Origin of the sequence: Guptibacillus hwajinpoensis, assembly GCF_020171785.1 — a bacterium.
GTDB lineage: Bacteria > Bacillota > Bacilli > Bacillales > Guptibacillaceae > Guptibacillus > Guptibacillus sedimenti.
The window spans coordinates 1-11384 of sequence record NZ_JAIVAE010000024.1 but is presented as its reverse complement, the minus strand read 5'-3'; the positions used below and the strand labels follow the sequence as shown (position 1 = coordinate 11384).

At 40.6% G+C, this 11384-nt stretch carries 9 protein-coding genes, 1 tRNA gene, 1 rRNA gene and 1 other annotated feature; of the genes, 8 read left to right on the top strand and 3 right to left on the bottom strand.

Annotation, left to right across the window (positions count from 1 at the left end; translation table 11 throughout):
• Positions 1-90 (top strand): 5S ribosomal RNA (gene rrf / locus LCL91_RS21725); the annotation flags it as partial.
• A 231-nt stretch (positions 91-321) separates the two neighbouring features.
• On the opposite strand, the gene LCL91_RS21720 is transcribed toward rrf, so the two are convergent.
• Complete coding sequence (locus LCL91_RS21720) at positions 322-1284, bottom strand: YaaC family protein (RefSeq protein WP_224885562.1); 963 nt, start codon at positions 1282-1284, stop codon at positions 322-324.
• A 116-nt stretch (positions 1285-1400) separates the two neighbouring features.
• Between LCL91_RS21720 and guaB the strand changes: the two genes are divergently transcribed.
• The 6 genes from guaB (at position 1401) to LCL91_RS21690 (ending at position 8037) form a co-directional block, all read left to right on the top strand.
• Entirely contained in the window at positions 1401-2858 is a 1458-nt protein-coding gene (guaB, locus tag LCL91_RS21715) for an IMP dehydrogenase (RefSeq protein WP_224885560.1), read from the top strand.
• Positions 2859-3008: 150 nt separating this feature from the next.
• Positions 3009-4349 (top strand): D-alanyl-D-alanine carboxypeptidase family protein, encoded by a 1341-nt coding sequence (locus LCL91_RS21710; protein WP_224885558.1) that lies wholly within the window; start codon positions 3009-3011, stop codon positions 4347-4349.
• 187 nt (positions 4350-4536) lie between these two features.
• Positions 4537-5424: a pyridoxal 5'-phosphate synthase lyase subunit PdxS gene (pdxS, locus tag LCL91_RS21705; protein ID WP_224885556.1), complete on the top strand. Its 888-nt coding sequence runs from the start codon at positions 4537-4539 to the stop codon at positions 5422-5424.
• 73 nt (positions 5425-5497) lie between these two features.
• Positions 5498-6091: a pyridoxal 5'-phosphate synthase glutaminase subunit PdxT gene (gene pdxT / locus LCL91_RS21700; RefSeq protein WP_224885554.1), complete on the top strand. Its 594-nt coding sequence runs from the start codon at positions 5498-5500 to the stop codon at positions 6089-6091.
• Positions 6092-6157: 66 nt separating this feature from the next.
• Positions 6158-6362: a binding site (T-box leader), on the top strand.
• A 97-nt stretch (positions 6363-6459) separates the two neighbouring features.
• Positions 6460-7734, top strand: a complete 1275-nt coding sequence (gene serS, locus LCL91_RS21695; protein ID WP_224885552.1) for a serine--tRNA ligase — start codon at positions 6460-6462, stop codon at positions 7732-7734.
• Between the two features lie 210 nt (positions 7735-7944).
• Positions 7945-8037 (top strand) — tRNA-Ser (locus LCL91_RS21690).
• A gap of 135 nt (positions 8038-8172) precedes the next feature.
• On the opposite strand, the gene LCL91_RS21685 is transcribed toward LCL91_RS21690, so the two are convergent.
• On the bottom strand, positions 8173-8841 hold the full coding sequence (locus LCL91_RS21685) for a deoxynucleoside kinase (protein ID WP_224885550.1): 669 nt from the start codon (positions 8839-8841) through the stop codon (positions 8173-8175).
• A complete protein-coding gene (locus tag LCL91_RS21680) occupies positions 8838-9479 on the bottom strand; it encodes a deoxynucleoside kinase (RefSeq protein WP_224885548.1) in 642 nt (213 codons plus the stop codon). The genes LCL91_RS21685 and LCL91_RS21680 overlap by 4 nt, the downstream gene beginning before the upstream one ends.
• Before the next feature lie 179 nt (positions 9480-9658).
• Here LCL91_RS21680 and LCL91_RS21675 point away from each other — a divergent pair, with 179 nt between their 5' ends.
• On the top strand, positions 9659-10855 hold the full coding sequence (locus tag LCL91_RS21675) for a cation:proton antiporter (RefSeq protein WP_224885546.1): 1197 nt from the start codon (positions 9659-9661) through the stop codon (positions 10853-10855).
• Positions 10856-11384 lie beyond the last annotated feature (529 nt).

The following is an 11384-nucleotide window of genomic DNA, read 5'->3' as shown; positions in this document are numbered from 1 at the left end:
CCCGTTCCCATGCCGAACACGGAAGTTAAGCTCTTCAGCGCCGATGGTAGTTGGGGGATCTCCCCCTGCAAGAGTAGGACGTCGCTGGGCAATGATAAAAAGGCGAGAGACCAAACGGTTTCTCGCTTTTTTTGTATGGTTTTATGGATGAGTTTTCACTAGCTCCAAGCTCTCATTCATATCGTTCGCGGAATTAATCTCAAATTCGCGGGAATATCAAGCGAATGCGCGGAATAAATCGGCATATCACGGCAATATCTAATATATCGCGGAAAAGCATCGAAAAAAAATCGGCTTTGTGAACTGCCTTCTGTTTTATTATTAAGTTCCTCTCTGATCTAGAAAGGTATAAAGCAATTTCGGAATCTTTTTAGATGTAACCTCAAGAAATTGAAGAATAAAAGGTAGATCTGATGATTCCTGTGTATGAAACAAGTCCCCCCACCATTCTGTCTCGTATCGACAAATCATGCTCAAATTATATAAAACCAGATAGTGGACCATTACTTCTGTAATAGAATTGTACTGGGCCCTTTCTGCAGGGAGATGCACCCCGCCCGTACCATAGAGAAAAGGACGTTTCTGTAACTCTAGTTTGGGCTCTCTGTGAACTTTTAAAGTTATGAAGTCACGATGCTGCCCTAGGATTTTCACTGAACCCAACCCCTGCTGGTGAAGATAAGATTCCAGACGTTCAACAGTCATGTTCAAAGAATCAAGGATATTTGAATGAACTGTAAATGTGTTGGTAGAAATTGGCGTCATATGATAGTTTGTTCGCTTGGCATTTAGTTTCTCAAACAACGGGCCAATCTCAGGTATAAGGGATAGAAGATCTTCCATTCTATACTTTTCCCCTTCAACCTGTTTCACATGAAACATTTTCCTTGAAAAGTATTCAAATAGTCCGTTTTTTTGTCCCTTCACTTCATCTTGCAAGAAAGCATATTGTCGTTTTTTTCGTTTTCGAGATGTAACCCCATGGGCAAGTACATGGGTATCCCCTGGATAATTCGGATCGATTGTGATGAGACATGCTTTTAACAGTTGAATCATCCCATAGAAAAGAAGGATCGGTTTTAGCTCGGCATCAGCCATTTCAGCATGGCGGTAATAGCGATCTCCATATTCAATAAAGTACATAAAACGATAGCAAGTATCATAGCTCTTTCGTTCTGCATCTGGAAGTTCAATTTTAGAATAACAATCCTTTAAATATTGCTGAACATATGAAGCAGAGTGATAAGCTAAGTTGGCTGAGTGTTGATGTCCAGAATATCCCATAGGAAACCTCCGTGTTTGATAATTCAAACTTATTCTATCTTTCTTGACAGTAGTTTAACCAATTGATAAGCTACTAATAAAATTTCGGACAATTCGATTAGAGGAGGATGAAAGGGATGTGGGAAACAAAATTTGCTAAAGAAGGGTTAACCTTCGATGATGTGTTATTAACGCCAGCTTTTTCAGATGTACTACCGAGGGAAGTATCGGTGAAAACTCAGTTAACAAAAGACCTTGAACTAAATGTACCAATTATTAGCGCAGGTATGGATACAGTGACAGAAGCACCGATGGCGATTTCAATGGCAAGACAAGGTGGTCTAGGAATTATCCATAAGAGCATGTCAATGGAAGAGCAAGCTGAACATGTTGATCGTGTGAAACGATCTGAAAGTGGTGTTATTACTGATCCTTTCTTCCTTACACCAGAGCATCAAGTATTCGATGCTGAACACCTCATGGGCAAGTATCGCATTTCAGGAGTTCCTATTGTGAATGATGAGCGCAAACTTGTTGGTATTCTTACTAATCGTGATCTTCGTTTTATTGAAGACTACTCTATTCAGATTAAAGATGTCATGACAAAAGAAAATCTTGTTACAGCTCCAGTCGGAACAACATTAAAAGAAGCTGAGCGCGTCCTACAAAAACACCGTATTGAAAAGCTTCCTCTAGTAGATGAAGACGGTACGTTAAGAGGTCTTATTACCATTAAAGATATTGAAAAGGTGATTCAGTTTCCACAGTCTGCTAAAGATAGCAGAGGTCGCTTACTAGTAGGAGCTGCTGTAGGCAATACAACAGATGCACTGAAGCGAGTTGAAAAGCTTGTTGAAGCCGGTGTTGATGTAATTGTATTAGATTCTGCACATGGACATACTGAGGGCATCATGACAAAAGTAAGCGAAATTAAAAGTGCTTACCCAAACCTTCCAATTATTGCAGGTAACGTTGCTACTGCAGAAGGAACAAAAGCTCTAATCGAAGCAGGAGCAGATGTTGTAAAAGTAGGAATCGGACCTGGCTCTATATGTACAACTCGTGTGATTGCTGGTGTTGGTGTACCTCAAATCACTGCAGTCTATGAATGTGCAACAGAGGCACGCAAGCATGGTATAAGCATTATTGCAGATGGAGGCATTAAGTTCTCAGGAGATATCGTTAAGGCGATTGCAGCAGGTGGTCATGCCGTCATGCTTGGTAGCATCCTTGCAGGTGTAGATGAGAGCCCCGGCGAGCGTGAAATTTATCAGGGTCGTCAATTTAAAGTCTACCGTGGAATGGGATCAATAGGAGCGATGGAAAAGGGAAGTAAAGATCGTTATTTCCAGGAAAATATGTCTAAGCTCGTTCCTGAAGGAATTGAAGGACGTGTTCCTTATAAAGGACCTCTTACTGATACAATCCATCAATTAATCGGTGGGTTACGATCAGGAATGGGATACTGTGGAACAAAAACACTGAATTCTCTACGTGAGGACAGTCAGTTTGTACGAATCACTGGAGCTGGACTCCGTGAGAGCCACCCACACGATGTTCAAGTGACGAAAGAAGCACCAAACTACTCGGTCTAAATAGGGCTTTAGACGGAAGTTATAACAGCTGTGTGACAAAAACAACCGAATATATTCGAAAAGTAGATAGGGGACTTTCCTCTATCTATTTTTTTAATTTTAGGTGTGATAGAATAGCGGTTATGTGAGACTTATTTGGAGGTGTAGGGGTTGAAAAACCTTGGTTTGAAAGCCATGACCGTAGCCATGGCGATGGTATTATTACTAGCAGGAACATTTGGTGGAGGCAATACTGCAGAGGCTGCAGAAGCGCCTGACATCAAAGCGGAAGCATCAATCTTAATAGATGCAAGTTCAGGGAAAATTTTATATCAAAATAATCCTGAATTAACGCTCTCACCTGCAAGTATGACAAAGATGATGTCGGAGTATTTAGTACTTGAAGCGATTAGTAAAGGTGAAATTAGTTGGGATGAGAAAGTTACTGTAAGTGATACGATTCAAAAGTTATCTCAGAACCGTTCTCTTTCAAACGTACCACTTCGTGTGGGTGAACAGTATACAGTTAAGGAATTATATGAAGCAATGGCAATTTATTCTGCAAATGCTGCCACAATGGCACTTGCTGAGCACATTGCCGGAACAGAAACGAAGTTTGTCGAAATGATGAATGCCAAAGGAAAAGAAATGGGCATGAAAGAATACAAGTTCGTGAATAGCTCAGGACTCAATAACAGAGACCTTTTAGGAAATCATCCGGCTGGTGATGCGGATGAAGAAAATATGATGTCTGCACGTTCCACAGGGCTTCTTGCCTATCATCTTCTAAAAGATTATCCAGAAGTGCTTGAAACAACGAGTACGCCTGTGAAAGAATTCCGTGAAGGTACAGATGATCAAATCACCATGAAGAACTGGAACTGGCTTCTTCCTTCTCTTATCTATTCAAATAAGTACAAAGTAGATGGAATTGACGGGCTTAAAACAGGATCAACTGATTTAGCTGGCTTTGCCTTTACAGGAACAGCAAAACAAGGGGATATGCGATTAATTTCAGTTGTTATGAAAACCGACTCTTATGAAGCCCGCTTCGAAGAGACGTCGAAATTGCTAAATTATGGTTTTGATCAATTTGAACAAAAAACCATTGTTTCTAAAGGTGATAAAGCAGATGGAGAATCATCCGTTAACGTCGTAAAAGGAAAAGAAAAAGAAGTTGGCGTAGCTGCTGGGGAATCGTTTAATACTGTAACTGTAAAAAACACGGAAGAACCATTTGAACTTAGCTACGAATACGACAAGTCTCTTCTTAACGAAGATGGAGAACTGACTGCACCAATCAAAGAAGGCGACCAAGTTGGAACAGTTGTCTTAAAATCAACAGGGGAAGATTTTGGTTACATAACAGGTGACAAAGGTTCGTCAATACCTCTTGTAGCAACTGAATCAGTTGAAAAAGCTGGCTGGTTTACCCTGACTATGCGAGCAATTGGTGGTTTCTTCTCTGGTGTGTGGACGAGTGTAGCAGATGCAGTAACAGGACTGTTTTAACTTATAATAACAAGCATAATTGGTAAAAATACTCTTCGATTAGGTAATCGGGGAGTATTTTTCTAAATCTTTTACGAAATCACCGCACATGTGATAGGACAAGTCATAAAAAAATGTTACAATAAAAGCGTTTGATAGATGTCGTGTATAATAGACGTTTCTAAGTATAGATATGGGAGGAATATAGATGAATCAACAAACAGGTACAGATCGTGTAAAACGTGGTATGGCTGAAATGCAAAAAGGCGGCGTTATTATGGACGTTGTCAATGCAGAGCAGGCAAAAATTGCAGAAGAAGCTGGTGCAGTAGCAGTAATGGCACTAGAACGAGTACCATCTGATATTCGTGCAGCAGGCGGCGTAGCACGTATGGCTGATCCTACAATTGTAGAGGAAGTTGTGAATGCCGTATCCATTCCAGTAATGGCAAAATGCCGTATTGGTCATATTGTAGAAGCACGCGTTCTTGAATCAATGGGCGTTGACTACATTGATGAAAGTGAAGTTCTTACACCAGTTGACGAAGAATTCCACCTTGATAAACGCAAGTACACAGTTCCATTTGTATGTGGAGCACGTAACCTTGGTGAAGCACTTCGCCGCGTAGGTGAAGGTGCAGCAATGCTTCGTACGAAAGGCGAACCTGGAACTGGTAACGTTGTTGAAGCTGTGCGTCATCAGCGTCTTATTCAATCCCAAATTCGTAAAATTTCAAGCATGTCTGAAGATGAATTGATGACTGAAGCGAAAAACCTTCAGGCGCCATTTGAGCTTCTTCTTCAAATTAAAGAGCTTGGACGTCTACCAGTTGTTAACTTTGCTGCTGGTGGTATCGCAACACCTGCAGATGCAGCATTAATGATGGAACTCGGTTCTGACGGCGTATTTGTTGGTTCTGGAATTTTCAAATCAGATAATCCTGAGAAGTTTGCTAAAGCGATTGTTGAAGCAACCACTCACTATCAGGATTACGAATTGATCGCAAACATTTCTAAGAACCTTGGTATTGCAATGCCAGGAATTGAAATTTCTTCACTTAAGCCATCAGACCGTATGCAAGAGCGCGGCTGGTAAAATCATTGATCCCCCACCTGCATAACGTAAGGTGGGGTTCTTACTTAGATAAAGAGAAGGAGTCGAGAGCAGTATGGTGAAAGTCGGGGTCCTTGGACTGCAAGGTGCAATCAGAGAACATGTGAAAGCACTAGAAACAAAAGAAGCAGAAATCATTGTCGTAAAACGTGTTGAACAGCTTGAGGATTTAGATGGACTCGTGCTGCCTGGTGGTGAAAGTACGACAATGCGTCGTTTAATTGATCAATATGGATTTCTAGAGCCTCTTAAGGCTTTTGCAGCAGAGAAGCCTATTTTCGGCACATGTGCTGGATTAATCCTTCTTTCAAAGCATATTGAAGGTGTGGATGGATCTCATATTGGTGTCATGGATGTAAGGTCTAAAAGAAATGCCTTCGGACGACAGCGTGAAAGCTTTGAAGCACCGTTACCAATTAAAGGACTAGAAGAAGACTTTATTGGTGTCTTCATTCGTGCTCCATATATTGAAGAAGTTGGAGAAGATGTTGAAGTGCTTGCTACATTTAATGATAAAATTGTAGCGGCACGTCATGGACGTTTTCTCGCGTGTGCTTTCCATCCAGAACTAACAGACGATGATCGCATGCATCAGATGTTTATTGACATGGTTTTGGAGTTTAAGAAAGAAGGACTTGCAACGGAGTAACTTTTCGTGTAAATTATTACGTACCAAGAAGAAGAGAATTCTTTTTCTGCAAATGATGAATGATAAACGAAAACGTTGACGGGAAATAGTAATAGATGTTCAATGCCAAGAGAGTCGATGTGTGGTGTGAATCGATCATTGAACCCTGTGAATCCATCCCTGAGTAGGAAGCTGAATGAAGTAAGCTTTCTCGGAGCAGACCGTTATTCTGTTAAGAGGCAGACAATTGTCTGCAATCAGGGTGGCAACGCGGGTAGCTCTCGTCCCTTTATAGGGGATGAGGGCTTTTTTGTATTCAAAAACCTTACTTTCACTCTATATAGGTTTCCTTAACGCGTTTATCATTTATTAATAAAGGAGGAAAAAGCATGATCGATTTAAAGTATTTGCGTAAAAATTTTGAAGAAGTAAAAGTAAAGCTATCAAAGCGTGGGGAAGATCTAGTCGGTCTTGATCGTTTTGAAGAGCTTGATCAGCGCAGAAGAGAGCTTATCGCTGAAACAGAGCAGTTAAAAGGACAGCGTAATGAAGTTTCTAAAAACGTGGCGGTATTTAAACGCGAGAAGAAAGATGCCGACCACCTTATTAAAGAAATGCGTGAAGTTGGCGATAAGATTAAAACCATTGATGAAGAACTACGCACTGTTGAGACAGAGCTTGAACAAATTCTTCTTCAAATCCCAAACATTCCTCATGATAGCGTACCTGTAGGTGAGACGGAAGATGATAACATCGAGATCCGTACATGGGGAGAGAAAAACGATTTTGCTTTTGAAGCGAAACCTCACTGGGATATTGCAACCGACCTTAATATCATTAACTTCGAACGTGCAGCAAAAGTAACCGGAAGCCGATTTGCTTTCTATAAAGGTGCTGGAGCGCGTTTGGAACGTTCTTTAATTAACTTTATGATGGACCTTCATGAATCTGAGCATGGCTATGAAGAGATTCTTCCTCCATACCTTGTGAATCGTGAGAGCATGACTGGAACTGGTCAGCTTCCTAAATTTGAAGAGGATGCTTTTAAAATTCGCGAAGAAGACTACTTCTTAATTCCAACAGCTGAAGTACCGGTAACAAACTTCCATCGTGATGAAATTATGGACGGAGAAGATCTTCCACTTGCTTATACGGCATACAGTGCTTGCTTCCGTTCTGAAGCTGGCTCTGCAGGGCGCGATACTCGTGGGCTGATTCGTCAGCACCAATTTAATAAAGTAGAGCTTGTCCGTTTTGTGAAACCTGAAGATTCTTATGACGAGCTTGAAAAGCTTACGGGGCATGCAGAGAAAGTACTTCAACTATTAGGACTTCCATATCGCGTTATGAGCATGTGTACCGCTGACCTTGGCTTTACTGCAGCGAAGAAATACGATATTGAAGTTTGGATTCCAAGCTATGGCACGTATCGAGAAATCTCTTCTTGTAGTAACTTTGAAGATTTCCAGGCGCGTCGTGCAGGCATTCGCTTCCGTCGTGAAAAGAATGGAAAGCCAGAATTCCTTCATACGTTAAATGGATCTGGTCTTGCGATCGGAAGAACCGTTGCCGCAATCTTAGAGAATTACCAACAAGAAGATGGCTCAGTTATTGTCCCTGAAGTACTGCGTCCATATATGGGCGGGCGTGAAGTGATTAAATAAAACTGATAAAGAGCAGAGTCATCTCTGCTCTTTATTTTTAGATAAGAATCGTGTATAGTAAAAGAAGTTAATTTTCGACGAAGTTCTTCATAAATCATCAATGTACACACATGATAAACTTTTTGAAAAAGTTTTTGAGATATCGTTGACATTATTCTAAGACGATGATATTATATTACTTGTCGCAGTTAGTTAATAACTTCTTCACACGGAGGAATACCCAAGTCTGGCTGAAGGGATCGGTCTTGAAAACCGACAGGGGCTTAGTCGCCCGCGGGGGTTCGAATCCCTCTTCCTCCTCCATTTACTAATTAATAACCAACGCGCATATAATTTGGAGATTATATTTCGACCGCTGTCATCGCCGACAGCGGTTTTTCTATATGGAATTATAGTAAGATAAGAAAAAAAGCTATCCAATTGGATAGCTTTTTTAGATTATCGATTTAGTGAAGGGATTTGCTGAAACTTCTGTTCAATACGTTTTAAAATCAGTTCAACAGAAGATGGGTCATTCACAAGGTCATATTCATTGATATTTAAGCGAAGAATAGGACAGGCGTTGAAGCTGTCGATCCAGTTCGTGTAGCGTTCGTACATTTCTTCCCAATAAGCAATTGGCGTTTGTTGCTCCATCGGACGGCCTCGCTCTTTAATACGGTCCACGACGTCGTCAAATGAACCTTCAAGGTAAATCATGAGATCTGGATGTGGGAAGAAAGGCGTCATCACCATGGATTGGAAAAGGTTAGTGTAGGTGTCATAGTCAACACTCGACATCGTCCCTTTTTCATAGTGCATTTTTGCGAAAATGCCTGTATCTTCATAAATAGAACGGTCTTGAACGAAGCCGCCACCATATTCAAACATTCTCTTCTGTTCTTTGAAGCGTTCTGCAAGGAAATAAATTTGCAGATGAAAGCTCCAACGAGAGAAGTCATTGTAGAATTTCTCTAAATATGGATTGTTATCGACTTTTTCAAGAGAAGTTCGAAATTGCAAAGCATTTGCAAGTGAGCTTGTAATCGTTGACTTCCCCACACCTACCGTCCCGGCAATTGTAATTACAGCGTCCTGTGGGATGTTGTATTTTTCTCTGAGGTTCATTTAACAGGGTCTCCTTCTTTCAATGTTTTTTCGAGGGATTGGAAGATGGTGTGCAAATCTTTTGGGTTGGACACAAAATCCATCTCATCACCATTGAAACGGAGCACAGGGATATCTGGGTGCTGTGCTTCAAATTCATGCATAAACCGTTCATAATCCGATGAAAGACGTTCAAGGTAAGCAGGATCGATGCTTTTTTCGATTTGTCTGCCTCTTTGAGAAATTCGATTAAGCAGCGTTTCAAGGCTAGCATTTAAATAAATAATGACGTTTGGTTCAGGCATTCCCTCGGTTAGAATGTCATAGATCTTCATATATTTAGAAAAGTGTTGGTTACTAAGTGTTTGTTGCGCAAAAATCTTATTTTTAAAAATGTGGTAATCAGAAATAACCGGAAGCTTCTTTGATAAATGATGCTTTTCCATTTCTTCTAATTGCTTGTATCGATGGCTGAGAAAAAACATCTCCGTTTGGAAGCTCCACTCTTCAATGTTGTCGTAAAACTTCCCGAGAAACGGATTCTCTTCTACGATTTCTTGAAAAAGTTCAAATTGATATTGAGCAGCAATCGCTCGAGATAGGGAGGTCTTTCCAACTCCGATGGGGCCTTCGACGGCAATAAATGGGGTCTGATTCATTACGTATCCTCCTCCGTCGTTTCATAGCAGACCTTACATATCTTTTAATAGACAAAGATTATTGTAGCATACACCAGGATTGGTTGACAGGGTTAAAACTGGCTAGGCAAAGGTAAAAATAGCCTCCCTGTTTGATGCTAAAATCGTTTGGGAAAATAGGAAATAAAAGGAGTGAGATGATGAGCTCGAATCAAATCTTAATTCTACTTTTTATCGGTTATTTAGTCTATACAATTGATAACAAACAAAAAAACTTTCCTGCTCCACTCGTTTTATTAATGATCGGAATCGGACTTTCTTTTCTGCCATTTTTTAATTCCGTACATATTACAAAAGATATTATCTTTGAATGGTTTCTTCCATCCTTACTTTTTATTTCCGCTTATCAATTTCCATTTGTTCATCTTAAAAAGCACGCTGGCATTATCGCTGCATTAAGTACACTAGGCTTATTATTAAGTGCTATTCTGCTTGGAAGCTTGCTTTATGTTATAAGCGGTCCATTTATATCCCTTTCCTTTGTAGGGGCACTATTAATTGCGTCAATTCTTACGCCTACCGATCCGGTGTCTGTGGTCTCAATCTTAAAACAAGCATCAAAAGATCCGAAAATAGCTGATGTAGTTGAAGGGGAATCAATGGTGAACGATGGCACCAGTATCGTGCTTTTCACTGTGTTTGCGGGCATGTACCTAGGTGGTGAGAGCTTTTCCATTAGTTCGTTTCTTTATGACTTTGCTCTTGTGTCTATTGGAGGAATTGCGATTGGGACCATATTTAGTTGGATTGTGTGTCGTGCCATTTCCTTTACGCATCAGCGACAATACCAGGTGATGCTAAGTATCGTTCTCGCTTATGGGAGTTTTTATGTAGCAGAAAATCTTGGTGTGTCAGGTGTTCTTTCCGTTGTAGCAGCAGGAATTATGCTTTCCTATGAACTTGATGGTTTTATTAAAGAATCTCACTATCGAGAATACCTCAATAGTTTTTGGGAAGTCGTTGAGCCAAGCATTCTTGCTCTGATTTTTCTGTTGATTGGAATTGAATCGACAAACTATCTCGATTTTAACTATTGGCTATTTGCTGGATTAATTTTTGTCGCTTCCATTGTCGTTCGATTTCTTGTCCTTGTTGGCATCATTACATCTTTCTCAGCATGGCGCAGGGAATTTAATTGGAAGGACATCTCCCTTGTAACTTGGTCTGGTATTCGAGGAACCATGTCAGTTGCGCTGCTTTTAAGTTTGGAATCAGAGTATGGATCAGGAGATAGCACCTTAATTTCACTTACATTCGGTGCCGTATTGCTATCGCTAGTGTTTCAAAGCGTGACAATCTATCCGATATCGAGTTATTTTGAGAAAAAAGCAAAATAGACGCTGAATAAGAAGCGATTTTTCTTGTTCACCCATCATTTGAAGCAAATACGAGTCTATATTAATTCGATGAGTCCTTCTAGTAAAAGGAATTTCGCGATATTTTCGTTTTTTCCGCGAAAAGCACATTTATTTCCGCGATAATCGTAATATATCCGCGAAAATAGAATTAATTCCGCGAACGAGCGGGAAAAAAATTTGTCGATGGGTTCTTCGTTGTTCTTGTCTAGCTGCAGTGCCTGCCGTGTCTAAATGCCCACTTCCGCTTTTCGTGAGATCCAGCTACGACTCGCAGAAACTCTGATATTTCACTCTTTCACCAGAACACAAAAAGCGTGTTCTAGTTCAAGAGTTCCAATATCTCCGTTTCTAAACGCTCGTCTCCGCTTTTCATAGATCCAGCTACGACTCGCAGAAACTCTGATATTTCACTCTTTCACCAGAACACAAAAAGCATGTTCTAGTTCAAGAGTTCCAATATCTCCGTTTCTAAACGCTCGTCTCCGCTTTTCGTGAGATCCAGCTACGA

What these genes read in the sequence shown, in the direction of transcription:
- LCL91_RS21720 (WP_224885562.1), bottom strand. Translation starts at nt 1,284, where the DNA reads ATGGGATATTCTGGACATCAACACTCAGCCAACTTAGCTTATCACTCT.
- guaB (WP_224885560.1), top strand. Translation starts at nt 1,401, where the DNA reads ATGTGGGAAACAAAATTTGCTAAAGAAGGGTTAACCTTCGATGATGTG.
- pdxS (WP_224885556.1), top strand. Translation starts at nt 4,537, where the DNA reads ATGAATCAACAAACAGGTACAGATCGTGTAAAACGTGGTATGGCTGAA.
- pdxT (WP_224885554.1), top strand. Translation starts at nt 5,498, where the DNA reads ATGGTGAAAGTCGGGGTCCTTGGACTGCAAGGTGCAATCAGAGAACAT.
- serS (WP_224885552.1), top strand. Translation starts at nt 6,460, where the DNA reads ATGATCGATTTAAAGTATTTGCGTAAAAATTTTGAAGAAGTAAAAGTA.
- LCL91_RS21685 (WP_224885550.1), bottom strand. Translation starts at nt 8,841, where the DNA reads ATGAACCTCAGAGAAAAATACAACATCCCACAGGACGCTGTAATTACA.
- LCL91_RS21680 (WP_224885548.1), bottom strand. Translation starts at nt 9,479, where the DNA reads ATGAATCAGACCCCATTTATTGCCGTCGAAGGCCCCATCGGAGTTGGA.
- LCL91_RS21675 (WP_224885546.1), top strand. Translation starts at nt 9,659, where the DNA reads ATGAGCTCGAATCAAATCTTAATTCTACTTTTTATCGGTTATTTAGTC.